Genomic DNA, 26,616 nt, shown 5'->3' with positions numbered 1-26,616 from the left:
ATTCAGCATATTCTGTATCCCAATCATTTCCATCATCCCCTTTTTGTCCATCCATTTTAATTAAGAAATTTTTAGCTGGGAAATAAGGTTTTAATCTTATATCAAGGAAAATCCTGTCTTTTTGATTTGGATCTTGCTCAAATCTTTTAATATCAAAGTCTTCAATTAATTTATCTGGACCTGTAACATTATCTAGGAATTTCACAATTTGATTCAAAATTTCTTTTCTGGTTTTTGCATTAAAGTTTTCAAAAGCTCTTCTATTTAAGAAATCCATTAAAACTTTTGTTACATAATCAAACACTCTCACTACCGAATAGGTTTGTAAACCTAAGTTATCCCCGTTAAACAGTGTTTTACCAGAAAAAGCCATTACTTTACCATATTCATTTACCATTGGAATTAAACCTAGACTTTCCAGATTGGCTATTTCACTCTTTTTTAAATCAAATTTAACACCATCCACCTCATTTATTCCTCCAAATTTCTTTCCTGCCGTAATTTGAGACATTAATGTGTTATATACTTTTCCAGCTAATGCCATTGATGGTGGAACAAATAAATCATCCTCTTCATCAATTTCGTCATGTTTACCTCTACCTACTAGCCAATTACATGCCATCATCACATTTGAACGATACACATCTCCTCCTGTTAGATTAGCTGCTTCAAACATTTCCATAACGTCATCTGGTTCATCTAAATGTTGAAAATCTGTAATCAACATAACTTTATTTTCAAAAGCAATTTTAGCCCATTTTTCAAGAACCTTATTAGAACCTAAATAACCAGGTATTACTAATAAAGAATAATTCTGTCTTAAATCTAAGCGATCATACCCATTTACTAATTCTTCATGAATTGTATCTATAAATCTTGTATTATCTAAATCTTTTAATTGATCTAATTCTGCATTAACAATCGAAATATTTTTAAGCTTACTTTCTTCCGTATTTTTATAAAAAAGAGCAATACTTCTATAATTTTCTTCTAATTCTTTTGTCTCGTCAATTGCAATCCTTAAATTGTTTTTCAATGTTCTTTCAGCTTCTTCCGCCTTATTTGTACATTCGTTAACTAAATCTACTAAATTATCAGAAGATTTTAAAGATTCCGCCCAAATCTTTAAAACTTTTTTTAAGTTATCACGTTCCGCTTTCTTACTAGATTCTGTTAAAAAAATATTTTTTCTAGCTTTTCTACTTGGATTTAAATTCTGAACTCCTTCTATAGAACCTTCTAGTAAATCAAAACCACCATATTGAATAAATGACTCTAATGTTTGATCTAAGGAGCGAGAAACTTCTTTATGTTGTTTGTCTGCACTTGATGCAGCACTACTTTCATGGTTTGCCATAGTTGTTTTTTGTTATTTTTTTATTTATCAGATGCTTCTATTTCTGAAATTAATGTTTCTAAACTTTCTATTATTGATTTTCTAGCATCTGGATCTTGTAAAGCCAACTTTAAAACTTTATTTGTTTTTAATTGTTTAATTAGTTTTTGATACTGTTCATTTTTTGTTTTCAAATCTAATAAAAACGAGCTTTGTTCAGTAATACCATTAATAGAAAAATCTCCAACATTTTTAAATTGAAGTTCTTCACGATTTACTTGTCCATTTTCATCTTCAAAAGCAACTTTTACTTTTGGGTTAAAATGTTCAAATACTTCATCCATATTTTTCAAACCTGTAACTACTTCAGGTTTCACTGGTGTATTTGGCGTTAATTTTTGAGCTATTAAAGTCCTATTTTGTGGAATTTCAAGAATACCTTCTTGTCCTTCTACTCTAACTTCATTTCCTCCAATTCCATAACTGCCTGAGAATCTGTCTGCCATAATATTAATTTTAGTCTATAGATTTTTAAAAAAATGTTTTATACTTGAAGTTAACATATATACTTTCAATACATTGATCATTATCTTTATTAATTTTAACTTCTCTAATTTTTATTCCTTTGTTTTTTATTGATTTATAAAATTGATCTAAAGTCATAAATCTACTATCTGTATTAACTTTAAATTTTGGCACATTACCTTCACAAAATTGATTTCTAAAATTAATTAAAGAAATTTTATTATCTGATACAGAGTATAATAACTTTTCTAGTTCAGCTTCACTTATAGATTTAACAATAATAGGCTGTGGCTTTTCTTCAACCACAACATTTGTAATTGTATCTTTTGCTACTACTTTTGCTACTTTTACTTTTTTCAAAGTATTCTTCTCAGATTTAGCCATTACAATTATATCTCTCAACACTCTATTTTTCTTATCTCCATTAACAACTAAAGATATAGTTTTTACGCCTATAGAATTAAATTTGTATTTTGGATTTTTCAATTTACTATCCACATGGTTACTCTCTCCAAATTTCCATTCCCAAGTTTCTGCGCCTACTGTTTTATCTTCAAATTGAACTAATTCTCCTTGAATCACCCTAATAGGAGATTCAAAATCTACTACAACTGGCTCTTTACTTTCTATAACAGGTTTAGGTATAACTTTAATAGTCTTTTCAATTTCACAAGTACCATTAACTAATAATTTTACTTTAAAATTACCTGCCTTTGAAAAAGAATGCAATTCTTTTGATTTGTAAGAGATATCCGATCCGTCTCCAAAATACCATCTCCATGAGTAAGCCTTCCCTGAAGTTTCAGAAAAAGTAATCACATCACCTACCATATACTGTTTTATATCAGTATCATAATCAAAAACACTACAATCAACTTCATTTGATTTTTTAAAAGCTAATAACCCACAAGATAAAATAAACACTATTATAAATGTTATAATTACCTTATTATCAAAATGAGTTTTTATCTGATTATTTGCATTCATTTTAAAAAGAAAAACTTTACTATTTATAACTTTACTTCAAATATATAAAAAAAATATTCAGTCCTTAAAGAATAAACAACAGTATTTTAAATATATTTTCAAAAAAGTAAAATGTTTAAAAAATATTATGCATGCATAGTATTTTTTAAACATTTTTTTGTAATTTCGTGACATTATTAAAATCTCAAAAATTAAACAATGAAAATATTAGTTTGCATCAGTCATGTACCTGATACTACTTCAAAAATCAACTTCATAAATAATGATACTGAATTTGATACGAATGGAGTACAATTTGTTATCAATCCAAATGATGAATTCGGTTTAACAAGAGCTATTTGGTTCAAAGAAAAACAAGGAGCTTCTGTAACAGTAGTAAATGTAGGAGGATCTGATGCCGAGGCTACTTTAAGAAAAGCATTAGCTATAGGTGCTGATGAAGCAATTAGAATAAATGCTAATCCAACTGATGGAATGTATGTTGCTAAACAATTAGTGGAAGTTGTAAAGCAAGGAGGTTATGACTTAATTATTGCTGGTAAAGAATCATTAGATTATAATGGAGGAATGGTTCCTGGAATGATGGCTGGTTTACTTGGTTATAATTTTGTAAATTCTTGTACAGGTTTAGAAGTTGAAGGCAACAAAGCAACAGTTATTAGGGAAATTGATGGTGGTAAAGAAACTCTTTCTACATCATTACCATTAATTATTGGTGGTCAAAAAGGATTAGTAGAAGAAAAAGATTTAAGAATACCAAACATGAGAGGTATCATGATGGCACGCTCTAAAGCTTTAGCTGTTAACGAACCAACAGGAGACGATAAAGCAACTCAAGCGGTTAAATTTGAAAAGCCTGCACCAAAATCTGCTGTAAAATTAGTAAGTCCAGACAATCTTGACGAATTAATTAATTTACTTCACAACGAAGCAAAAGTAATCTAAATCAGTACCAACAATCTTAAATACTAGAATCATGTCTATATTAATATATGCTGAATCAGCAGAAGGAAAATTCAAAAAAGTTGCATTAGAAATTGCATCTTATGCAAAAAAAGTTGCTGATGCAATGGGAACTACTGTAACAGCTGTAACCATAAACAATTCAAACACATCAGAACTAGCAAAATACGGAGTTAGTAAAGTTTTAAAAGTTAACAATGACAAATTAACATCTTTTAACGCTAAAGCTTATGCAGATACTATCAAACAAGCTGCTGAAAAAGAAAACACAAAATTAATCGTCTTATCATCTACAACAGATAGTTTATACCTTGCTCCACTTGTAGCTGTAGGATTAAACGCTGGTTACGCTTCAAATGTTGTTGCCTTACCAGTGAGCACAAGTCCATTTCAAGTAAAAAGAAATGCTTTTTCAAACAAGGCATTCAATATTACAGAAATTAATACAGATGTAAAAGTTATCGGAATCGCTAAAAATTCATACGGCCTTTTTGAAGCAGAAACAACCTTATCTGAAGAAGATTTTGCACCATCATTAAACGATGCCGATTTTGCAATTAAAGTTGAAAATGTTGAAAAAGTTTCGGGTAAAGTAACGATTGCAGATGCAGAAATCGTAGTTTCTGCAGGTCGCGGATTAAAAGGCCCTGAAAATTGGGGAATGATTGAAGAACTTGCATCTGTTTTAGGCGCTGCAACAGCATGTTCAAAACCTGTTTCAGATATCGGATGGAGACCTCACAGTGAACACGTAGGACAAACAGGAAAACCAGTTGCTTCAAATCTTTATATCGCTGTAGGTATTTCTGGTGCTATTCAACATATTGCTGGAATTAATTCTTCAAAGGTAAAAGTAGTAATTAATTCAGATCCAGAAGCACCTTTCTTTAAAGTAGCAGATTACGGTGTTGTAGGAGATGCATTCGAAATAGTTCCGAAACTAGTAGAAAAATTAAAAGCTTTCAAAGCAAATAATGCTTAATTTTTAGCTGTTTAAAAATATATTATATTAAAATTAGAGTTATCTTTGTTTAGATAGCTCTTTTTTTTATTTTTGGAGCGAATGAGTTGGTGTATATTTGCCGACCGTTTTCCTGCTGTTCGCTTTATTTTTTGTTTTTCAAACAAAAAGATATCGCTTCCATCAGGGCTAGTTTAAACATGAATCTATTTAATATCTAAGTATTCAAAACAAATACTTATTACTAATTACATAATGAGTTTAGTAAAATTAACCATAAAAGGAATTTCTTATAGCCAAACACAAAATGGAGCTTATGCTCTAATTTTAAATGAAGTGGACGGAGAACGTAAACTACCAATTGTAATCGGTGCATTTGAAGCACAATCAATTGCTATTGCTTTAGAAAAAGAAATTAAACCACCACGTCCATTAACTCATGATTTATTCAAGAATTTTGCAGATCGCTTTGACATCATTGTAAAACAAGTAATTATTCACAAACTAGTAGATGGTGTTTTCTTTTCTAGTATCATTTGCGAAAGAGATAAAATTGAAGAGATAATTGATGCTCGTACTTCCGATGCAATTGCACTTGCCCTTCGATTTGGAGCGCCTATTTTTACTTACAAAAATATTTTAGACAAAGCAGGTATTTATTTAAAAATAAATCCTTCAAAAGAAGACGAAAATTCCCAAGAATCAGATGATATTTTATCCAATCCAGAAACTTTTGGCGCAAACGAATCTTCCACTCCAGCAAAAGACGATTATGCCGACTTCTCCTTACAAGAACTCTATGACAAACTAGAAGAAGCTGTACAAAACGAAGATTACGAAAAAGCAGCAAAAATAAGAGATGAAATCTCTAAAAAAGAATCTTAATACTACATTCCAAATGATAAAAAATATATTTTTATGCATAACATTTATATTTACTTTTTTAAATATAAATGCACAAGAAATTGAAAAAAAATGGCAATTAGACACTTCTAAAAATGATTATTTAGAATTAAAAGAAGGCACATACCATCTTAAACTATCTCAAGATAGCCTTTTCCAAAAAGGAGATTATTTAATACAAGATAAATTTTTATTTCTTTTTGAAAACGGTTCCGATTCACCTACAAAACGTTTCGTAATCGAAACTAAAACCGATTCTACACTTACCTTAAAAAAAGGAGATAAAGCATACTCTTTTTTTTCTTCAAATAAAATTAAGCAAACAAGAGAAAACCGCAAGACTTTAGTAAAAAGTTCAGGAATAACCACTACAGGAATTGTACGAGGTATATTAGGTATGTTAGCTTTATTAGCTATCGCTTATGTGTTCAGTGCTAACCGAAAAGCTATTAATTGGAAAACTGTTTTCATTGGTTTAGCAGCACAATTAGTTCTTGCATTTGGGATTCTAAAAATATATTTTGTTCAATTGTTTTTTGACTTTGTAGGAAAATTATTTACTAAAGTTCTTGAATTTACCAGAGCTGGTAGTGAGTTTTTATTAGGGGGCATGATGGATATTAAAAGCTTTGGCTTTATCTTTTTATTTCAAGTTTTACCTACCATCATCTTCTTTTCAGCTTTAACTTCTTTATTATTTTATTTAGGAATCATTCAGAAAGTAGTCAAACTTCTAGCTATTGTTCTAACAAAATTATTAAAGATTTCAGGTGCAGAAAGTTTATCTGTAGCAGGTAATATTTTCTTAGGCCAAACAGAAGCCCCTTTATTAATAAAAGCTTATTTAGAAAAAATGAATAAGTCTGAAATCTTACTGGTAATGGTAGGAGGAATGGCAACTGTAGCTGGTGGTGTATTAGCTGCTTACATTGGTTTTCTTGGTGGTGGAGACAAAGTATTAGAAGCCGAATTTGCAAGACACTTATTAGCCGCTTCTGTGATGGCAGCTCCAGGTGCAATCATTATTTCAAAAATATTATACCCTCAAGTAGAAAAGATAAATACTAATGTAGAAGTTACAAAAGAAAAAATAGGCTCTAATATATTAGATGCTATTTCAACTGGAACCACAGAAGGATTAAAATTAGCTGCTAATGTAGCCGCAATGCTACTAGTATTTATTGCTTTTATAGCTATGATTAATTGGGGCTTAGATAAAATCGGCTATTATTCTGGCTTAAATAGCATCATAGCAGAAAACACTCCCTATACAAAATTTTCTTTAGAAACAATACTCGGCCTTATTTTCTCTCCATTAATGTGGTTAATCGGTGTAGCTCAAGAAGACATGATGCTTATGGGGCAATTATTAGGAATTAAATTAGCAGCATCAGAATTTGTGGGTTATATTCAGTTAGCAGAATTAAAAAATGCAGCAAACGACATTCATTTTACTTATGAAAAATCGGTAATTATGGCAACTTATATGCTTTGTGGTTTTGCGAACTTTGCCTCTATCGGAATTCAAATTGGAGGAATTGGCTCTTTGGCTCCAAATCAAAGAAAAACATTATCCGAGTTTGGATTAAAAGCTGTTATTGGCGGAAGTATTGCTTCACTATTATCTGCAACTATAGCAGGAATGATTATTGGGTAAACCATTAGGTAAAAGCAAAAAAGACATAAATAGCTCAAACCAAAATTATATTTATATAAAATTCAGAAAAGAAAATAGGTTCGTTTATCATTTTTTTAAAGAAAAACAGTAAATACTATTACTTTTCATCATTAACCAAATAAGATGAAACAATATCACGACTTAGTAAAGCATGTATTAGCAAACGGGAACCAAAAAGGAGATCGTACAGGAACAGGAACTATTAGTGTATTTGGATATCAAATGCGATTCGATTTAAGTGAAGGTTTTCCAATGGTAACCACAAAAAAGCTACATCTTAAATCTATTATTTATGAATTATTGTGGTTTTTAAAAGGAGATACTAACATCAACTATCTAAAAGAGAACGGTGTTAAAATTTGGGATGAATGGGCAGATGAAAATGGCGACTTAGGTCCTGTTTACGGGCATCAATGGAGAAACTGGAACAGTGAGGAAATCGACCAAATAAAAGAAGTTATAGAAACTTTAAAAAACAACCCAAATAGCCGCAGAATGCTGATTTCTGCATGGAATCCAAGTGTATTACCAGACACTTCAATTTCCTTTGCTGAAAATGTTGCCAATGGTAAAGCCGCTTTACCTCCTTGTCATGCTTTCTTTCAATTTTATGTTGCTGATGGAAAGTTAAGTTGCCAACTATACCAAAGAAGTGCTGATATTTTTTTAGGTGTTCCTTTTAATATTGCTTCTTATGCCTTATTTACAATGATGATTGCTCAAGTTTGTGGTTTACAAGTTGGTGATTTTATTCACACTTTTGGAGACGCTCATATTTACAACAACCACATCGAGCAATTGGAGTTACAATTGTCTCGTGAATGTCGTCCATTACCAAAAATGAAATTAAATCCTGAAATCAAAGATATATTCGATTTTGATTTTGAGGATTTCTCTTTAGAAGGTTATGACCCACATCCACACATTAAAGGAGCAGTTGCGGTTTAAAACTATTTTTATGAAGAAAATTCCATTACTTTTTTTATTGATTTTAACCTTTGGGTTTTCCCAAGAAGAAATAAAGTTTGAAAACTGTACTTCAAAAAAAAATACAAGCGAAATAAATTGGTGTTTAATGGAAGAAATTCCAAATAAATTAAATCTAGAATTTAACTCCCAAGATATTAATTTCATTAATAAATACAATAAAACTCAAATTACAATTAAATATAAAATAATCTCAACAGGAAATATAGAATTAGTTGAAATTATAACTGATGCAAGTGATTTTATTCCAATTGTAGAAAAATTTTTAAAAAAAATTTCAATAGATGTATCTCGAAAAGATTTTGACAAATATTTTGATAAAATTTCACATATCAAGTTCTTTTTGATAAAAAATAGTAAAACCGATTCAATCAGCAAAACACCAAAAGAAGTTGACTCTTTCATAACACAACCCGATTCACCTACATTCATAGAATGTAAAAATCTAAATCCTACTGAAAAAAGAGAATGTTTAGATAAAGGGTTACAAAATCATTTCATTAAAAATTTTATTTTGCCATCTGAATCTAAACAGACTACTAATACTTCTTTTATTATTACATTAACGATAAACGAAGAAGGATATATTGATTTAATAGATGTTAAAAGAGGCGATGAATTTATAAAAGAAGAGATTATGAGAATATATAAATTACTTCCGAAACTAGAACCAGCTTTACTAAATAACGTCCCAACAAAAATCAACTATTCATTCCCTATCAATATAAAACTTCAATAAGTAACAACAAACTCCTGTTATTATTTTCTTAAAATAATCCAACCATTTTTTCATTACTTGAATTTGTAGTATTTTAGCTAAAAGAATCTCAATCAAATGAAAAAAATCATACTTCTGCTTTTAGTACTATTTACTTTTGGGAATGCCAATGCTCAATTTTGGAAAAAGAAAAAACCCACAAAAACCGAAACAGCTGTTCCTCTCGAAAAGAAAAAAGAAGGCAAAATAAAAGAGTATTCAAGTATAATAACAAAAGAAGCAAAAACAACATCTGGTCTATTTAAAGTTCATAAAGTTACAGATAAATACTATTTTGAAATTCCAAATAATTTACTCAATAAAGACATGCTTTTGGTAAGTAAATTTGCAAAAGTACCAGAAGGTCTTGGTGGTGGTTATGTTAATGCTGGAAGTGAAACAAATACGAATTTAATTTTTTGGGATAAATTTGAAGACAAACTATTAATAAAAGTAAAATCTTCAAATAGTATTGCAAACGATAGTTTGCCAATTAACATCTCAGTTAAAGCAAATAATAATGACATTACTTTATATGCTTTTGATATTGCTGCTTTTACAAAAGATTCTACTGCAACAGTAATAGATGTAACAAAATTTTATGCTACTGATGTGAAAGCAATAAGCGGCTTATCCTCTAGAATTAGAGAGGCATACAAAGTAAAAAATCTGGATGAAACTAGAAGTTTTATAAACTACATAAAAACATTTCCATTAAATATTGAAGTTGTACAAGACTTCACCTACAATGCATCGAAACCATCGGTATTAGAAGAAACTGAAAGTATAAGCATTCAAATGCGTCAATCTTTAATTCTCCTTCCAGAAAACCCTATGCGTCCGAGATATTTTGATTCGCGCGTAGGCTGGTTTACACTAAATAAATATGATTATAGTAGTGAAGAATTAAAATCAGACAAAAAAACGTACATTAGAAGGTGGAGACTAGAACCAAAAGATTCTCAAGCCTATGCAAGAGGGGAATTAGTTGAACCCATAAAACCTATTATTTATTATTTGGATCCAGCTACTCCAGAAAAATTAAGACCATACATAAAAAAAGGAGTAGAAGAATGGCAAAAAGCATTTGAAGCAGCTGGTTTTAAAAATGCAATTCTTGCCAAAGATCCACCTTCTAAAGAAGAAGATCCGGATTTTAATCCAGAAGACATCCGTTATTCAGTAATTAGGTATGTAGCTAGTACTACCCGAAATGCAGTAGGACCAAGTATTTCAGATCCAAGAACTGGAGAAATAATTGAAAGCGATATTATATGGTACCACAATCATCTTCGCTCTTATAGAAATCGATATTTATTAGAAACTGGTGCAGCTAATCCATCAGCAAGAACACTACATACTAGCGATGAAGAAATGGGAGAAATGATGCAAATGGTTATTGCTCATGAAGTTGGACATGCCTTAGGTTTTCCACATAACATGAGTGCAAGTTGCGCTTATAATGTAGAAGATTACAGGAAACCCTTCTTTACTAAATTAAATGGAATATCAGCTAGCATAATGGATTATGCACGGTTTAATTATATAGCTCAGCCAGGCGATAAAGATGTTCGTTTTATTAGACAAATGGGGCCATATGATTCCTATGCAGTAAATTGGGGCTACCGAATTGTTCCTAATGCAAAAACTCCTGAAGATGAAATTCCAACCTTAGACCAATGGATTTTAGAAAAAGCTGGTGATCCTAAATATGAATTTGGTAAACAATCTAGTACATTTAATCCGTATTCGCAAACAGAAGATATCAGTAATAATGCAGTAAAAGCGGGTAATTATGCTATAAGCAACCTTAAAATTGTAGCAAAAAATCTTCCTGAATGGACCAGTACAAAAACGAATAATTATGAAGATTTAGAAGAATTATATGGAGAACTTTTAAGTGTTTGGAGTCGTTATATTGGTCATGTAGTTACCTATGTAGGTGGAGTAAATGAAATAGAAAAGAAACCTAATCAATCTGGTTCTGTTTATACAGTAATCGAAAAAAACAAACAAAAAGAAGCAATGGATTGGTTAATTAAAAATGCTTTCAGTGAACAAAAATGGTTAGTTGAAACTACCCTTTTAGATAAATTCCTTTCAAATGGTTATTATCAACAATTATTAAATCATCAAACCAAACATTTAAATAATCTTTTAAGTGAAGAAAGAATGTCTAGATTACTAGATGCACAATTTATTGATTCTAATAATTACTCGCTTTATGAATTTTTAAATCAATTGAGAATTGGAATTTGGAAAATTGAGACCAATAATATCTATTCTCTAACTCAAAGAAATTTACAAAAAGCATATCTTGAACGAATTATTAAATTGTATCAAGGAGAAAACAACAATTCAAATAGCTCTTTTTCAGATATTAAATCATTACTTTTCGGAGAACTTGTTCAATTGAATAAAGAATTAACAACTTTAAAAAATTCGGTTCAAAATCCTGAAACAAAATATCATATTATTGAAAGTATTCACAAAATAGACAAAATAATTAAAAATGATTAACTAAAAAGTTATTTATCTCTAAATCAAAAGAGTAGTAAATTCTACTTCTACTGACTCATTTATTTAAAGTATTTTCAAGGAAAAACATTATAATTTTGGCTTAGTTTTTGCAACATTAATTATGAAAGTCGATTACAAAAAAGATATCGCAATGATTTACAGTATTTTAATTTTACAAATTAATTCAAATTTAACTTAATTTTACTAAAATTGTAAAACAGAATGATTACTTTTGCAATCGTTTTTTTTAAATTATTAAAAATTATTAAAAAAATCTTATGAAGAAAATTTTACTATTATTATTGGTTGTGAGTTTAAACGGATTTAGTCAAGTTATTGATTTTTCTGAGTATGATGATTTCCTTAAAAAACATGTATCGAGTAAGGGAGTGGTAGATTATGATAAAGTTTTAAAAAACATAAGAGAGATTAACAATATCGCTCAAAACTTCTCTAAAATTTCTCCCAATAAAAGTTGGTCAGATGCAGAGGTTAAAACTTATTGGGTAAATGTTTACAATGCAAACATTATAAAATTATTAGTTGAAAACTACCCCATCAAAAGTATCAATTACATTAGAGATCCTTTTAAAATGCAATTTATCGATTTTGATGGTGAAAAAATTTCTTTAGATCATATTGAACATGAAATTTTACGCCCGATGAACGACCCAAGAGTTCATTTTGTACTATATTCTACAGCAATTTCTTCACCTCAATTAAGAAATACTGCTTATTCGGCAAATAGTATAGACTACGATTTAGATGTAGCAACAAGTAATTACATCAACGATTCTTCTCAAAACACAATTGGAGTTGCAACTTGTCAATTGTCAAAAATTTTCGAATGGTATTTTACAGATTTTATTGGACCTATGAATATGGTAGGATTTATCAATAAATATTCGGCAGTAAAAATAAATGATAATACGAAGCTAGAATTTAAAGAATACGACTGGAATTTATACAAATAACAAAAAAATAAGTGTCATAATGCCTGTTTGAAAAACAAATCAAACAGGCATTTTTATTAGAATAATTATTCATGGAACAAATAATAATAAATCAAAGGAATTTCTTTAATTCAAATGCAACTAAACCTATTGAATTTAGGATAGAAGCATTAAAAAAACTGAAACAAATCCTTATAAAAAACGAATTATTATTAGAAGAAGCTATTTATAAAGATTTTAAAAAATCATCATTTGACAATTATACTAACGAATTAGGGTTACTATACAAAGATATTTCAGAAGCTATCTCCAATCTTAAAAGATGGTCTTCTATTAAAAAAGTAACTACCAATTGGATTAATTTTCCTGCCAAAAGTTATGTTATACCTGAACCCTTAGGTGTCAGCTTAATTATTGGTGCATGGAATTATCCCTATCAATTATCATTTGCTCCAGTAATTGCCTCAATTGCTGCTGGAAACACCGTTATTTTAAAACCTAGTGAAGTTCCTCAAAACACAAGTAAAATAATAACCCAATTAATTAACACAAACTTTTCACCCGATTTTTTTAAGGTAATTGAAGGTGGTATAGAAGAAACAACGAATTTATTAAAACAAAAATTTGACAAAATATTTTTTACTGGTAGTGTTCCTGTTGGAAAAATTGTTTATCAAGCGGCTGCAAAAAATCTGACTCCCGTAACTTTGGAATTAGGAGGCAAGAGTCCTGCAATTGTAACATCTGATTGTAATTTAAAAATGTGTGCAAAAAGATTAATATGGGCCAAATTTCTAAATGCTGGACAAACCTGCATTGCTCCCGATTATGTCTATGTACATAAGAATATTGAAGAACAATTTTTAAAAATATGTAAAGAAGAAATTGAAAAATCAAATTTAAGCTTTGAAAATCACAATTATGTTCAAATTATAAACGAAAAAAATCACAAAAGGCTTACCAATTTAATAGCTATTGAAAAGATTTTTTATGGCGGTAACTATAATATAGAAAATCGTTATATTGAACCCACAATATTAAAAAATGTAGTTGAGGAAGACGAAATTATGAAAGATGAAATTTTCGGTCCAATCCTACCCGTTTTAAACTATACAGATTTATCTGAAGTAATCAAAAAAATCAAAAATCGCCCTAAACCTTTAGCCTGTTATATTTTCACAAACAACAGAAATAGTAAAAGAAGAATTTTAAACGAAATCTCTTTTGGTAGTGGATGCGTCAATGATGCTGTTATGCAAATCAGCAATAGTAAACTTCCTTTTGGAGGTGTGGGAGACAGTGGTATTGGTTCCTATCATGGAGAAAATGGTTTCAAAACATTCTCACATTATAAAAGTATTTTAGAAAAACCTAACTGGTTTGAATTGGATTTAAAATATTTTCCACATTCGATAAAAAAATTAAAAATAATTAAATTCTTAATGAAACTATAAGCAAAATGATAACAATAATTGCAGCTGCATCAGAAAACAATGCTCTTGGCAAAGACAACGATTTAGTATGGCATTTACCTGATGATTTTAAAAGATTCAAGTCGTTAACCACAGGTCATTATATTATTATGGGAAGAAAAACTTTTGAAAGTTTCCCAAAACCTTTACCTAATAGAACACATATTATTATTACGAGACAAAAAGAATATTCTGTTCCAGAAAATTGCATTGTTGTAAGTAGTTTAAAAAAAGCAATTGAAATTTGCCCTAAGGAACAAGAAAGCTTTATCATTGGCGGTGGAGAAATTTACAAACAATCGATTGATTTTGTTGACAAAATCGAACTTACAAGAGTACACACAATTATAGAAGCAGACACTTTTTTTCCGGAATTTGATGAAAAAAATTGGAAATTAGTCCATGAAGAATACCACTCAAAAGACGAAAAACATCTCTTTGATTTTACGTATCTAACCTACATTAGAAAATGAAAATTAAATTCGTATTTTTGCGAACCATATAATTAATAGCATGTCAAAAAACATAACACCATATAAAGATTCAGAATTAGGTAAAAAAGAACAAGTTGCCCAAATGTTTGACAACATTGCTGGCAATTATGACGGATTAAATCGAGTTATTTCTTTTGGGATTGATGTCTCTTGGCGAAAAAAAGTATTACAACTTGTTGCAAATAAAACCCCAAATACCATATTAGATATTGCAACAGGAACTGGTGATTTAGCCATCTTAATGACTAAAACTGCTGCAACACAGATAATAGGTCTGGATATTTCAGCAGGCATGCTTGAAGTAGGTAAAGAAAAAATCAAAGAAAGAAAATTAGATTCAAAAATTGAAATGGTTCTAGGAGATAGTGAAAACATTCCTTATCCAGACAATTACTTTGATGCTATAACTGTTGCTTTTGGTGTTAGAAATTTTGAAAATCTAGAAAGAGGATTAGCAGAAATACTTCGTGTTTTAAAACCAAATGGCATTTTTGTTATTCTTGAAACCTCTGTACCTACTAAATTTCCTTACAAACAAGGTTATGCTTTTTATACACGATTTATTTTACCAATAATCGGGAAATTATTCTCTAAAGACAAAGTAGCTTATAAATATTTATCAGATTCTGCAAATATTTTCCCTTTTGGTGAAGCTCTAAACAATATTTTGAGAAAAATTGGGTTTATAGATGTAAAGCATTTACCTCAAACATTTGGTGTTGCAACAATTTATCATGCATCTAAGAAATAGTATGAAAAAAATATATATAATATTGTTATTAGCCACAACAATAAGTTTTGCTCAAGGTGGTTTATTTGGTAAAGACCCAATTATCAATTTAGAAAATTTCGACAAACAAAAAGTACATTGGGGTTACTATTTGGGCTTCAACAGCTTAGATTTTAAGTTTGATTATTTACAGCCCACAAAAGATGTATCTACACAAACAACAACAGGTTTCAACGTAGGTCTTGTTGGAAACCTAAGAATCATTGAGCACGTAGATTTACGTTTTGAACCTGGATTATATATTACACAAAGAAACATAACTTTCCCAGGGTTTGACGATCCTGTAGATGCGCTAAGAGAAGCCAAATCAACATACATTCATTTCCCTCTTCTTTTAAAATTTTCCGCTAAAAGAGCAGGTAACATTCGACCCTATGTATTAGGAGGTCTTTCAACTGCATTGAATTTAGGCAGTAATTCAGATGCTCCTGACGACAATTATAATGATCGTTTTAGAATGAAAAAATGGACAAATTTTTATGAACTAGGATTTGGTATTGATTTATATTTAGAATACTTTAAATTTTCTCCTTCTATAAGAGGTGTTTTTAGTTTAAATGACGAATTAATTCGTGACAACGACCCAAACAGCCCTTGGACGGGAAATATTCAATCTATGAAAACTAGAGGTGTTTTTATAAATTTTACTTTTCACTAAAAACTACCTCTTAAATTCACTTAATATAATTGCTGTAGCAGTTGCCACATTTAAACTTTCCGTTTGTTGCAAAGAACCAAATCTAGGAATAGTTATGCGTTTATTTATCAACGCCTCCATTTCAGAAGAAATACCATTGGCTTCGTTACCCATAATAATTATTCCTTCTTTAGGGAGTGTTTCTTTGTAAATATTTTCACCGTCCATAAAAGTTCCAAAAATGGGTAATTTATTCCCTTTCAACTTTTTCTCAAGATTAGAATATACAATATTTACCCTACTCAAAGACCCCATAGTAGCTTGAATCACTTTTGGGTTATAGCAATCCACCGTTTCCTCAGAACACAATAGTGTTTCTATTCCAAACCAATCACACAACCTTATAATAGTACCTAAATTCCCTGGATCTCTTACATCGTCTAACACTAAAACCAATCCCGATAATTCTACTCTTTTAACAACAGGAATTCTAAACAAGGCTAAACAATTGTTTGGCGCTGTAAGTGCACTTATTTTTTTTAATTCTGATGGCGTTATGGTATGAATTTTGCTCTTATCCACGGGTAAAAACAAGTCTTCCGTTTCAAAAAGACTATGCAATTCATAGTTTGCATCCAAAAATTCTTGTATTACTTTTTTACCTTCAGCTAAAAATAATTGATACTCTTTTCGATATTTTTTATGTTGTAAACTAGTTATAAGTTTAATTTGGTTTTTACTAACCATAAAAATTGTATTTTTGACTAACTATATTAATCGAATTGAAAAATTTCTTTCCAAAAATAGCATTTATATTTTTAACTGGTACTATCTTTTACTCCTGTTCAATAGTAAAAAAAGTTCCAGATAACAAACAACTCTTAATTAAAAACACTGTAATCACTAATGATACAGTAGTTAAAAGCGAAAGAGTTGAAAGTTTATTGAGCCAAAAACCCAATGGAAAATTATTAGGTTTTCCTTTGCGTTTAGGTCTATATAACATGGCCAAAGAGAATCCAGATTCATTGTATTATGCTTGGCTAAATAAAAAACCCCATAGAAGAGAAAATTTAGCTAAATTATTATCCAACAAACAAGTAGATAGATTAAGCCAATCGTTTCTTGTATCTGGATTGAGCAGATTCTTAAAAAAGACAGGTGAAGCTCCTGTAATAATTGACTCCATAAAAATTGGTAATACAAAAAATAAATTGCAAGGTTTTTACAACAATCAAGGTTTTTTTGATGCTAAAGTGAGTGCTACAGTAGATTCAATTGGTTTTAAAAAAGGAAAAATAATTTACAATGTACAAACAGGAAAAGGTTATATAATTGATAGCATTTCTACCAATATTGAAACAAAAGCACTAGATAGTTTATTTGTTAAAGCTAAACCTAAATCTTTAATCAAAACTGGAGAGCAATTTAATGATGAAAAGTTTGATGCAGAGAGAACTAGGCTAACTAATTATTTTAGAAATAACGGAGTTTATGATTTTCAAGTTAACCACGTTCGCTATGATGTAATCACAAGCGAAAAGAATAACAACGTTGATATTGTATATGATATAGAAGATCGTAAAATTAAGAGAGGTGATACATTAGTAAAAACGCCATTTAAAATTTATAAAATAAGTAAGGTAAATATTTTTACCAATAGCGCTATAAAAAAAGGAAAATATAAGATTAGCGATAGTGTTGCTTACAATAATTACCATATTTACTCCATTGGAAAACTAAATTACAAGCCTAAAGCCATAACCGATGCCATCTTTATTGAAAAAGGAAGCTATTTTAGTGACAATGACAAGACATTGACTTCAAGATCGCTTAGTAATCTTAAAGTATTCAGTTTTCCTACTATCGAATATGTAGTTGATACCCTAAATAAGGAAGAAAACAACTTAATAGCCAATATTTATCTTCTTCCTTTAAAAAAGAAAAATTTGAATGCTGCTATCGACTTCAATCATTCCAATATTCAAGATTTTGGAATTTCAGGAAATCTTTCGGTAACTTTCAGAAATTTATTTAGAAGAGCAGAAACATTAGAAATAGCCACGAGAGGCAATATAGGTTCTTCTAGAGATTTACCTAATCCTAATGGGACTTTTTTCAATCTTTCCGAATATGGTGCTGATGTAAAACTAACTTTTCCTAGAATTTTCTTTCCGTTTAGAACCACTAGTATAATTAAAAAAGAAATGCTACCCACTACTCAAATGAGTTTTGGTTTAACCAATCAAAAAAACATTGGTTTGGATAAAGAAAATTTTAGTGGCATTATTAATTACAATTGGATTCCAAGAGATCATACTACAATTCGTTTTGATTTGCTCAATGTACAATTTGTAAGAAACTTAAATATTGATAATTATTTTAATGTTTACAATTCTTCTTATAATCGTTTGAATGATTTAGCACAAATTTATGATACTAGTGGAACCTACTTAGTTAATTCAGGAAATCTATCTTTCACCAGTGCTGTAGATTTTATTGATGCGGTTACAAACAATGGCTCAATTACAATTAACAATCAAGATGATTATAATTCAATTCGAAGCATTGGTGAAAGAAGAAAAAGATTAATTGAGAACAATCTGATCGTTTCTTCTGCTTTTACATTTAACAAAAACACCCAAAAAGGATTTCTAGACAACACCTTTTATGCTATTAAAGCCAAACTAGAAACAGCGGGCAATTTAGCCAGTCTAATTGCCAAACAAGTACCACAGCAAGAGAGCGACAATGGCAACAAAACACTTTTTGGAATTGAATATGCCCAATACGTCAAAGGTGAAATAGATCTAATTAAACACTGGGATTTAGGAAAAAAACACATCTTAGCTTTTAGAACTTTTGGTGGTATTGCTATCCCTTATGGAAATGCCAATTCAATACCCTTTTCTAGAAGTTATTTTGCTGGTGGTTCCAATGATAATAGAGGTTGGCAAGCTTACAGTCTTGGTCCTGGAAGCAGTGGAGGAATTAATGATTTTAACGAAGCTAATTTAAAACTGGCAGCTAGTGTTGAATATCGTTTTAATATAGCTGGAAAAATAAATGGTGGCCTTTTTGCAGATGCTGGAAACATTTGGAATATTTTTGACAATGTGGAAGATAAAGCTTACACCTTTAACGGAATAAAATCATTAACAGATATTGCATTAGGCACAGGAATAGGATTACGTTATGATTTTGATTTCTTTGTTTTCAGAATAGATTTTGGATACAAAACCTACAATCCTGCAAAAGAACAAAGCGAAAGATGGTTTAGAGATATTAACTTTAGTAGAACAGTCTTAAATTTTGGAATTAATTATCCATTCTAGTTTTTAAATTATTATTTTTGTAAATTATATTAAACAAACTAACTATGAGTCATTCAATACAACCTGGTGTAGCAACTGGAAATCAAGTACAAGAAATTTTTGCCTATGCAAAAGAAAAAGGATTTGCATTACCAGCAGTTAACGTTACAGGTTCTAGCACAATAAATGGTGTTTTAGAAACCGCAGCAAAATTAAAAGCCCCAGTTATCATTCAATTTTCAAATGGTGGAGCCCAATTTAATGCAGGTAAAAGTCTTTCTAATGAAAATCAAAAAGCAGCTATTTTAGGAGCTGTAGCTGGAGCAAAACATATTCATGAATTAGCGGAAGCTTATGGAGCTACCGTAATTTTACATACCGATCATTGTGCAAAAAATTTATTACCCTGGATTGATGGTTTGTTAGATGCTTCTGAACAATTTTATAAAGAAAAAGGAAAATCATTATTTAGTTCTCACATGATTGATTTATCAGAGGAACCAATTGAAGAAAATATTGAAATTTCTAAAAAATATTTAGAGCGCATGAGCAAAATGGATATGACTTTAGAAATTGAATTAGGAATTACAGGTGGTGAAGAAGATGGAGTAGATAATTCAGATGTAGATAGTTCAAAATTATACACCCAACCGGAAGAAGTAGCTTATGCTTATGAAGAATTAATGAAAGTGAGTCCAAGATTCACTATTGCAGCTGCATTTGGTAATGTACATGGTGTTTATAAACCTGGAAATGTAAAATTAACACCTAAAATTTTAAAGAACTCTCAAGAATATGTACAAAACAAATACAATACAGCTGCAAATCCTGTAGATTTTGTTTTCCATGGTGGAAGTGGTTCTACTTTAGAAGAAATTAGAGAAGCCATTTCTTACGGAGTTATTAAAATGAATATTGATACCGATTTACAATTTGCTTTCACAGAAGGAATTCGTGATTATATGACAAAAAATATTGAGTATTTAAGAACACAAATTGGTAGTCCAGAAGGGCCAGAAAGCCCAAACAAAAAACACTACGATCCAAGAAAATGGATTAGAGAAGGTGAAGTAACCTTCAATAAAAGATTAGAACAAGCGTTTGCTGATCTAAACAACGTAAACACTTTATAATAACTAGGTATTAAAATTAATTTATTAATTCCTAATTTATAATTTATAATTGTAATATATGGCTTGGTTTAAAAGAAAAGAAAAAGGAATTCAAACAGCAACTGAAGATAAAAAAGACGTTCCTAAAGGTTTGTGGTACAAATCACCTACAGGTAAAATTGTTGATACAGAGGAATTAGCAAAAAACTTATGGGTAAGTCCTGAAGATGATTTTCACGTAAGAATAGGTAGTGCAGAGTATTTTGAAATCTTGTTTGACAACAATGAATTTAAAGAATTAGATGCTAAAATGACATCTAAGGACCCTCTTAAATTTGAAGATACTAAGAAATATGGTGACCGATTGAAAGATGCCATGGAGAAAACCAAGTTAAAAGATGCGGTTCGTACGGCAGTTGGAAAATCAAAAGGAAAAGACTTAGTAGTTTCTTGTATGGATTTTGCTTTCATTGGCGGTTCTATGGGAGCAGTTGTAGGAGAAAAAATCGCTAGAGGGATTGATTATGCAATCAAAAACAAAGTACCTTTTGTAATGATTTCAAAATCGGGTGGTGCCCGAATGATGGAAGCAGCTTATTCCTTAATGCAGTTAGCCAAAACTTCGGCTAAATTAGCACAATTAGCAGATGCAAAGGTACCTTACATTTCACTTTGTACTGATCCAACAACTGGAGGAACTACTGCTTCCTATGCGATGTTAGGAGACATCAACATAGGCGAACCTGGTGCTTTAATTGGTTTTGCTGGTCCTCGTGTGGTAAAAGACACAACAGGTAAAGATTTACCAGAAGGCTTTCAAACTTCAGAATTTTTATTAGAACATGGATTTTTAGATTTTATCTCCCACCGAAAAGAGTTAAAAAACAAAATCAACTTATATATTGATTTGATTTTAAATCAAGAAATACGATAAAATGAAGCCAGCACAATATTGCTGGCTTTTCATTTACAACGATTTAATAAAAAAGCAATAACATTCTATTTAAAAAAAACAAAAAAGTTTTTTGATTATATCTAAAAATACTTATATTTGCACACCAATTTAGCGGGTATGGTGAAATTGGTAGACACGCCAGACTTAGGATCTGGTGCCGCAAGGTGTGAAGGTTCGAGTCCTTTTACCCGCACAACAAAAAGCTGAACCATAGTTCAGCTTTTTTTTATGGCTACTATTTAAGGTTTTAAAATATAAAAAAAACACTCTATAAAAGAGTGATTTTATTTTTAGCAGCTTTGTGACACGGAAAAATTTTCACGCTATCAGGATTAAAAGTCCGAGTTATCAAGTTTAGCTTTTTTAAAACAGAAATTATAGCTTTCAATAACTTTTAAACACTACCCTAATTATGCTTCTCAATTAATTTTACAAGCTCATCTCTCTTATTTTTGAAATCAGGAGAATATGGAAAATCAAATTCCTCACTTTTTAAATACTCTATTAAACTTATCTTTTCAATTCCATCAATCGTTTCTAACTCAATTTCTTTAGGCACCTCTACTAAATCCTCTTTAAACAGGTAATAAAGAAGAAACAAATTTTTATGAATTAAGCAAATATCAATTATTGATTTTTTTTCTTTAAAAGGATCAATATATTTTTTTTGATTTAAATTTGCTCCGTTTTCAATTAAAATTTGTGAAATTTTATCACAAAAAAGACCCTTATCAGAAAGTTTACCTACACTTTCAAACAAAGGAGTTTCTTGATCATATTTATCTTCTGAAAAAAGTCCATCATTAAGAACGTAGTTCACATTACTACCATTTTTCAGCAAATGCTCTACATAAAAAGTATTGCAGTTTTCTGAAAAAAGAATAGCTGTTAAAAGCGGAGTAGTTTTAAAATCTATACCACATACCGCATTTACATTAGCACCATACCTAATTAATGATTTAAAAGCCTCTGCTTTATCATTAGCTATTGACAATACTAACAAACTTAAACCATAATTAGGCTCATTGTAATTAACATCCACCTTTTTATTCTCTATTATCTCTCTAATTAAAAAAGTGTCATTTTTTTTTACAGCCTCAGCAAATTCTGACAATGGAGTGTTTTTAAAATTATCAAACCGATATTCAAGATTAGGATTATCTTCTTGACACTGTACTAAAGTTGTAGTTAATAAGATGAATAAAATTATTTTTTTCATAAATATTATTTTAATTCCAGCCATTATAGCAGTTACATGGATCATAATCATCAGTGTCTCTTCGTTTATCATCCACTTCTTGTTGAGTTGGATCATCTCTCATATCATAAATCAAACTTCCATCCTTATCCATATATCCATTTTGTCCATTATCCTCCAATGAATCTATCATTTCACCAATAAAATGTCCGTTAATTATTGAGTCCCAAAAATCACCAGCTTTAATTTTAAAATCTTCCCCATAATGTAATAATCCAATTGCACGAGCTTCCAATGTATTTTGAAGTTTATTTAATGGATCTTTTTCGTGTACAAAATTTCTCACTGAGTTACCTAATTTTAATGGAACTATTTTATTTAAGTATTTTTGGGCAGTTTTTTTTGAAATCCATGCAGGATTAAAGGTTATTGATGATCTTCCTGTTAAAAGTGAGGAAAAATTTGACAATCCTCCACCTAAAGAATGTCCTACGAATGTCAATTCTTTTCCTTTAAAAAATTTGTCTAATTTTTCAACGTTTTTTGACACTTGCTCATATTGTAAAGAAGTTCCAAAAACCTGATTCCCATTAGTTTTCCAATCAGACATATTAGTAGTCCCTGCATATACATATGCATATTCAACATATCCATTAATATTTCTTTCATACAAAGCACCATCTAACCCAGATGAGTAATGAATCGCTTTTTGCAAGTTCGAAACCTTCCAACCTCCCACTAACGTCACATTATCTCCATACACATGAGAAGCCATTATCGCTGCTTCATAAGGTGTTGGCTCAAAACCATCTAAATCAACATAATAAACAGGATTATTTAAAGCATAAACATAAGTAGATGTACTATTATATTTTTCTGATAAACCATCAATCCCAAACCACCTACCAGTAGCTGCATCATAATTTCTCGCTCCAAAATCATATAAGTTCAGGCTAAAATTTTCTTCATATTCTTTATTTCCAAATTTAAAGTTTTGAGCTAATGAATTTCCATTTAAAATATTATACACATTGTTATACCCTTGATGTTTCATTCCAAAAGGGAAATAATTGTTCTCTTCAATTATCTCTGAAGTAGTTACTGTTCCATCATTATTAGAATCGGAATAAGTTATACGGATGTTTCCTAAATGATCTGTATGGTTATAAACATAACTATAAACACCATTATTATGTGCTATGTAACCTTCTGCCTGTTGAATATACTCTAAGGTTGTGGGGTTAGAATTAACTTTTTTATAAATATATCCATTGCCATATTCTGTAATGGTTATACTACCATTATTATTAACTACTTTTTCAAGCTTTTTTCCAGAAGCATCATATACATAAGTTATTGTTTTTGTAGTTGTTCCCTCGAATGTAATCACTTCTGGCAAATCTAAATGGTTATAACTAATATTTGCTATTGCTTTATTTCTATCTTTTGTTAAATTTCCATTTGCATCATACTCATATTGGGGGTTTGTATCAGTTTGTTCTACTTGTGTAATATGACCAAAGTATCCATGCCCTTGTTCTAAAACTCTTGTCAATTGATTACCATCATAAGAATATGTCATAAAATCCATCCACTCTAAGTTAGGATCGTTCATCTTATTTCCAGCTCTGTGTAAAAAAGTTATGTTCCCATTTTCATCATAGTTTACAGTGTGTAAGCTAAAACTATCATTTTGTAGGGAATCATCTATGTTATGAAATTTTGCGCTCTTTATTCTATTTAAATTATCATAATTATAATCATAGTAACGTAATTGATTATCATTTGCAGTTTTCCAATATGCTTGACTTACATTTCCATTATATAATGGAGTACCAGTAGAAGTAGGATTGTTTCTTTTTATTTCTAAAGCGAACAAATCATTACCAAGATTATTAACATCATTAATTTTTGTTAACTCACCTTTTATATTATAATTAAAATCAATAGTCTGAAGTGGATTAATATTTTCATAACTGTAATTTTCGATTGACACATTAGATAATGAGGAATTATTAATATAAAAATGCGAATCTACATAAAGTTCTCCAGTTGTAGCAACAGTAGAAGTATAAATTATAATTCCATTTCTTTTGTAATATACTTGATTAGCAATTGTCTCAATTTCAAAAAAATCATTAAGTGTATATGTCGAACTAAACATTAATGTTCCACTTTCTAATACTCTTAAAATTCCTGTATTTGAAAAACTTAAAGCATAATTTATTTGTGTATGTAAAGTACTAGCTGGGCTATACGATAATCCCATCTTTAGATAACCGCTTGTAGATCGAATCTTAAAGCTTAATTTTCCATCTTCTTTAATCTTATCTACAGACTCAATCGTTGCATTTGTCCAAGAATTAGTAGAACCAGTTTTTGTAATTAAACCTTCACTTTCGACAAGACCCGTAATATTAATTTTTGTTGTACCTCCAACTTTTTTTTCTTGTAACTTACCTAATTCATCATATCTTAATGCCGAAATAAGCTCTTTTGGTTTGTTATTTATTATTTGTTGATGCTTAATTAATCTTTCATTTTTATCATACGAATATTCATCTACAGTTACCAAATTTGTTACTACATTTGTTTTACTATGGGTCGATGTTTTTTCTAAAACAACTCCAGAAAAACTTAATTTAAAGTCCACAGTATTTAAACTCTCCAAAGTTTGGTTTTTTGAAATCACCTTAACAGCTCGTTCTTTTTCATCGTACATATAAACGTTAGTTTCCCATTCATTAGTATTCAAAATCCTCACTTTATTACCTGTTAACAAACCTTTAGTATACATATTCATTTTAACATTATACAAATTAGATTCTGAAACGTTAATCCCATCGAGATTAAATAGATAATCATCATAATAATTCACAGAATTAACATCTAGAGAAAATTGATCTAAATAATGTGAAAAATTAAATGGTGCTAAGCCATCATAATAAACATAAGTATTTAAACCTTCCACAACGCTTTGGATTTGTTCTCTTGTATAATTGTTTATATCAGTTAAAACTCCTTCATAAACTATTCTCCCAAGGGCATCATACTCCACAAAATTCCATCTACTAGAACCATTTCTTAAATTAGCATCTTGAGATAAAATTGCTCTATTTAATTTGTCATAAACTAAATATTCCCAACCTTTACTAGGTAACCTTTTCTCTATTTGCCTATTCTTTGAATCGTATTTATATTGAAAACAAAATTTCTCTAAAACTGAAACTTGATTAGGAGTAGGATTGTCATTTGAATCAAATAAATCATTATGATTAACCACCGGCGGAATTATAAAAGCAACATTTCCTTGAATATCGTAAACATAATAAGTATCATGTGCTATGTTATTTTCAAATAATCGTTTTAAAATAACTCTACCTCTTTTGTCTTTATAAACCTCTGTTGTATTATCTTTATTATCCGATGCAATCCAGTTTTCATTCTTATAAATATATTTTACTAATGTTTTGGAATCATAGATTCCTCCTGAATAAACCAAAACTGGAGAATTGGGATTTGTTAAATCAACTGCATATTTATAAACACTATCTTCTACACCTTGATAGTTATATAATTTATAATTTTGCTTTTTTGTTCTTCCTTCTGACAATTCCCAATCATTGCCCGGATCTGAAATTTCACTTACAAAACCCAAATCATCTTCATCATAAACCTTCTCATTATATGGATTAAGTGTATTCTCATATTTAGTTGTGTTGTAAAAAGCCGACTGTACTGCATTAAAATTACTCTCATATGCTCCAGCATTATTATCTTTTGCATAAGGAAGATATGCCTTTGGCTTTCTTTTTAATGCATCATACTCATTGTTAAATATAATATCTTCATTATTACCACCTGCTTTGATTAATATTGTCTGTTTTTGTTTACCACTACCATCTAAATATGTTATATCTTCATCAAAATCATTATCATCAGTTGAAACTATATTTTCATTTACTGCCCTTTTATATGTTTTAACATGAACATAGTTCTTATCGGTTGATAATTGAGAAAAAACTATATTACATACTAATCCTAATACTATTAAAAATTTTATTTTCATCCTCT

21 protein-coding genes and 1 tRNA gene are annotated in these 26,616 nt (G+C 29.9%); 16 read left to right on the top strand and 6 right to left on the bottom strand.

Annotated features, from left to right (window positions below; all coding sequences use genetic code 11):
- The 3 genes from HALO113_RS17315 to HALO113_RS17305 all read right to left on the bottom strand — a co-directional run.
- Nucleotides 1-1,357: DUF5458 family protein (locus HALO113_RS17315; protein ID WP_159780393.1), on the bottom strand; the 1,357-nt coding region annotated here is incomplete at its 3' end.
- A 20-nt stretch (nucleotides 1,358-1,377) separates the two neighbouring features.
- Nucleotides 1,378-1,842, bottom strand: coding sequence for a hypothetical protein (locus tag HALO113_RS17310; RefSeq protein ID WP_159780392.1), 465 nt, complete (start codon nucleotides 1,840-1,842; stop codon nucleotides 1,378-1,380).
- 25 nt (nucleotides 1,843-1,867) lie between these two features.
- Nucleotides 1,868-2,848: a PKD domain-containing protein gene (locus HALO113_RS17305; RefSeq protein ID WP_159780391.1), complete on the bottom strand. Its 981-nt coding sequence runs from the start codon at nucleotides 2,846-2,848 to the stop codon at nucleotides 1,868-1,870.
- A 198-nt stretch (nucleotides 2,849-3,046) separates the two neighbouring features.
- On the opposite strand from HALO113_RS17305, the gene HALO113_RS17300 reads away from it, so the two are divergent.
- From HALO113_RS17300 to HALO113_RS17245, 12 genes are all read left to right on the top strand, one after another.
- Nucleotides 3,047-3,793: an electron transfer flavoprotein subunit beta/FixA family protein gene (locus HALO113_RS17300; protein ID WP_159780390.1), complete on the top strand. Its 747-nt coding sequence runs from the start codon at nucleotides 3,047-3,049 to the stop codon at nucleotides 3,791-3,793.
- A 31-nt stretch (nucleotides 3,794-3,824) separates the two neighbouring features.
- On the top strand, nucleotides 3,825-4,793 hold the full coding sequence (locus HALO113_RS17295) for an electron transfer flavoprotein subunit alpha/FixB family protein (RefSeq protein ID WP_159780389.1): 969 nt from the start codon (nucleotides 3,825-3,827) through the stop codon (nucleotides 4,791-4,793).
- Nucleotides 4,794-5,027: 234 nt separating this feature from the next.
- Nucleotides 5,028-5,657, top strand: a complete 630-nt coding sequence (locus HALO113_RS17290) for a bifunctional nuclease family protein (RefSeq protein ID WP_159780388.1) — start codon at nucleotides 5,028-5,030, stop codon at nucleotides 5,655-5,657.
- A 13-nt stretch (nucleotides 5,658-5,670) separates the two neighbouring features.
- Nucleotides 5,671-7,332: a NupC/NupG family nucleoside CNT transporter gene (locus HALO113_RS17285; protein WP_159780387.1), complete on the top strand. Its 1,662-nt coding sequence runs from the start codon at nucleotides 5,671-5,673 to the stop codon at nucleotides 7,330-7,332.
- A gap of 144 nt (nucleotides 7,333-7,476) precedes the next feature.
- Nucleotides 7,477-8,301, top strand: a complete 825-nt coding sequence (locus HALO113_RS17280) for a thymidylate synthase (RefSeq protein ID WP_159780386.1) — start codon at nucleotides 7,477-7,479, stop codon at nucleotides 8,299-8,301.
- Between the two features lie 10 nt (nucleotides 8,302-8,311).
- The gene (locus HALO113_RS17275; protein ID WP_159780385.1) at nucleotides 8,312-9,079 is read left to right on the top strand and encodes a hypothetical protein; all 768 of its coding nucleotides are present in this window, start codon (nucleotides 8,312-8,314) and stop codon (nucleotides 9,077-9,079) included.
- Between the two features lie 96 nt (nucleotides 9,080-9,175).
- Nucleotides 9,176-11,617 (top strand): zinc-dependent metalloprotease, encoded by a 2,442-nt coding sequence (locus HALO113_RS17270; protein WP_159780384.1) that lies wholly within the window; start codon nucleotides 9,176-9,178, stop codon nucleotides 11,615-11,617.
- 278 nt (nucleotides 11,618-11,895) lie between these two features.
- Complete coding sequence (locus tag HALO113_RS17265) at nucleotides 11,896-12,591, top strand: DUF547 domain-containing protein (protein ID WP_159780383.1); 696 nt, start codon at nucleotides 11,896-11,898, stop codon at nucleotides 12,589-12,591.
- A gap of 71 nt (nucleotides 12,592-12,662) precedes the next feature.
- Nucleotides 12,663-14,024, top strand: a complete 1,362-nt coding sequence (locus HALO113_RS17260; protein ID WP_159780382.1) for an aldehyde dehydrogenase — start codon at nucleotides 12,663-12,665, stop codon at nucleotides 14,022-14,024.
- A gap of 5 nt (nucleotides 14,025-14,029) precedes the next feature.
- Nucleotides 14,030-14,515: a dihydrofolate reductase gene (locus tag HALO113_RS17255; protein WP_159780381.1), complete on the top strand. Its 486-nt coding sequence runs from the start codon at nucleotides 14,030-14,032 to the stop codon at nucleotides 14,513-14,515.
- 40 nt (nucleotides 14,516-14,555) lie between these two features.
- Nucleotides 14,556-15,287 (top strand): bifunctional demethylmenaquinone methyltransferase/2-methoxy-6-polyprenyl-1,4-benzoquinol methylase UbiE, encoded by a 732-nt coding sequence (gene ubiE, locus HALO113_RS17250; RefSeq protein WP_159780380.1) that lies wholly within the window; start codon nucleotides 14,556-14,558, stop codon nucleotides 15,285-15,287.
- A gap of 1 nt (nucleotide 15,288) precedes the next feature.
- Nucleotides 15,289-15,984: a porin family protein gene (locus HALO113_RS17245; protein WP_159780379.1), complete on the top strand. Its 696-nt coding sequence runs from the start codon at nucleotides 15,289-15,291 to the stop codon at nucleotides 15,982-15,984.
- 3 nt (nucleotides 15,985-15,987) lie between these two features.
- Here HALO113_RS17245 and HALO113_RS17240 read toward each other — a convergent pair whose 3' ends face one another.
- Nucleotides 15,988-16,710 (bottom strand): RNA methyltransferase, encoded by a 723-nt coding sequence (locus HALO113_RS17240; RefSeq protein ID WP_159780378.1) that lies wholly within the window; start codon nucleotides 16,708-16,710, stop codon nucleotides 15,988-15,990.
- A gap of 35 nt (nucleotides 16,711-16,745) precedes the next feature.
- Between HALO113_RS17240 and HALO113_RS17235 the strand changes: the two genes are divergently transcribed.
- The 4 genes from HALO113_RS17235 (at nucleotide 16,746) to HALO113_RS17220 (ending at nucleotide 21,537) form a co-directional block, all read left to right on the top strand.
- Nucleotides 16,746-19,298, top strand: coding sequence for a BamA/TamA family outer membrane protein (locus HALO113_RS17235; protein ID WP_159780377.1), 2,553 nt, complete (start codon nucleotides 16,746-16,748; stop codon nucleotides 19,296-19,298).
- A 44-nt stretch (nucleotides 19,299-19,342) separates the two neighbouring features.
- A complete protein-coding gene (gene fbaA / locus HALO113_RS17230; protein WP_159780376.1) occupies nucleotides 19,343-20,410 on the top strand; it encodes a class II fructose-bisphosphate aldolase in 1,068 nt (355 codons plus the stop codon).
- A gap of 58 nt (nucleotides 20,411-20,468) precedes the next feature.
- On the top strand, nucleotides 20,469-21,323 hold the full coding sequence (accD, locus tag HALO113_RS17225; protein ID WP_159780375.1) for an acetyl-CoA carboxylase, carboxyltransferase subunit beta: 855 nt from the start codon (nucleotides 20,469-20,471) through the stop codon (nucleotides 21,321-21,323).
- Nucleotides 21,324-21,455: 132 nt separating this feature from the next.
- A tRNA-Leu gene (locus HALO113_RS17220) sits at nucleotides 21,456-21,537 on the top strand.
- A 213-nt stretch (nucleotides 21,538-21,750) separates the two neighbouring features.
- Here HALO113_RS17220 and HALO113_RS17215 read toward each other — a convergent pair.
- Both HALO113_RS17215 and HALO113_RS17210 read right to left on the bottom strand, forming a co-directional pair.
- Nucleotides 21,751-22,563 (bottom strand): ankyrin repeat domain-containing protein, encoded by an 813-nt coding sequence (locus tag HALO113_RS17215; protein ID WP_159780374.1) that lies wholly within the window; start codon nucleotides 22,561-22,563, stop codon nucleotides 21,751-21,753.
- 10 nt (nucleotides 22,564-22,573) lie between these two features.
- Nucleotides 22,574-26,611, bottom strand: a complete 4,038-nt coding sequence (locus HALO113_RS17210) for a DUF6443 domain-containing protein (RefSeq protein ID WP_159780373.1) — start codon at nucleotides 26,609-26,611, stop codon at nucleotides 22,574-22,576.
- Nucleotides 26,612-26,616: the final 5 nt, after the last annotated feature.

The sequence above is a fragment of the Flavobacterium sp. 9AF genome (assembly GCF_902506265.1).
GTDB lineage: Bacteria > Bacteroidota > Bacteroidia > Flavobacteriales > Flavobacteriaceae > Flavobacterium.
The sequence above is the reverse complement of the archived record's forward strand: the minus strand, read 5'-3'. Positions and strand labels throughout refer to the sequence as shown.

Coding starts and splice junctions, on each gene's coding strand:
- fbaA (WP_159780376.1), top strand. CDS start 19,343: ATGAGTCATTCAATACAACCTGGTGTAGCAACTGGAAATCAAGTACAA.
- HALO113_RS17290 (WP_159780388.1), top strand. CDS start 5,028: ATGAGTTTAGTAAAATTAACCATAAAAGGAATTTCTTATAGCCAAACA.
- HALO113_RS17245 (WP_159780379.1), top strand. CDS start 15,289: ATGAAAAAAATATATATAATATTGTTATTAGCCACAACAATAAGTTTT.
- HALO113_RS17310 (WP_159780392.1), bottom strand. CDS start 1,842: ATGGCAGACAGATTCTCAGGCAGTTATGGAATTGGAGGAAATGAAGTT.
- HALO113_RS17305 (WP_159780391.1), bottom strand. CDS start 2,848: ATGAATGCAAATAATCAGATAAAAACTCATTTTGATAATAAGGTAATT.
- HALO113_RS17285 (WP_159780387.1), top strand. CDS start 5,671: ATGATAAAAAATATATTTTTATGCATAACATTTATATTTACTTTTTTA.
- HALO113_RS17240 (WP_159780378.1), bottom strand. CDS start 16,710: ATGGTTAGTAAAAACCAAATTAAACTTATAACTAGTTTACAACATAAA.
- HALO113_RS17280 (WP_159780386.1), top strand. CDS start 7,477: ATGAAACAATATCACGACTTAGTAAAGCATGTATTAGCAAACGGGAAC.
- ubiE (WP_159780380.1), top strand. CDS start 14,556: ATGTCAAAAAACATAACACCATATAAAGATTCAGAATTAGGTAAAAAA.
- HALO113_RS17300 (WP_159780390.1), top strand. CDS start 3,047: ATGAAAATATTAGTTTGCATCAGTCATGTACCTGATACTACTTCAAAA.
- HALO113_RS17255 (WP_159780381.1), top strand. CDS start 14,030: ATGATAACAATAATTGCAGCTGCATCAGAAAACAATGCTCTTGGCAAA.
- HALO113_RS17295 (WP_159780389.1), top strand. CDS start 3,825: ATGTCTATATTAATATATGCTGAATCAGCAGAAGGAAAATTCAAAAAA.
- HALO113_RS17270 (WP_159780384.1), top strand. CDS start 9,176: ATGAAAAAAATCATACTTCTGCTTTTAGTACTATTTACTTTTGGGAAT.
- HALO113_RS17275 (WP_159780385.1), top strand. CDS start 8,312: ATGAAGAAAATTCCATTACTTTTTTTATTGATTTTAACCTTTGGGTTT.
- HALO113_RS17260 (WP_159780382.1), top strand. CDS start 12,663: ATGGAACAAATAATAATAAATCAAAGGAATTTCTTTAATTCAAATGCA.
- HALO113_RS17210 (WP_159780373.1), bottom strand. CDS start 26,611: ATGAAAATAAAATTTTTAATAGTATTAGGATTAGTATGTAATATAGTT.
- accD (WP_159780375.1), top strand. CDS start 20,469: ATGGCTTGGTTTAAAAGAAAAGAAAAAGGAATTCAAACAGCAACTGAA.
- HALO113_RS17265 (WP_159780383.1), top strand. CDS start 11,896: ATGAAGAAAATTTTACTATTATTATTGGTTGTGAGTTTAAACGGATTT.
- HALO113_RS17215 (WP_159780374.1), bottom strand. CDS start 22,563: ATGAAAAAAATAATTTTATTCATCTTATTAACTACAACTTTAGTACAG.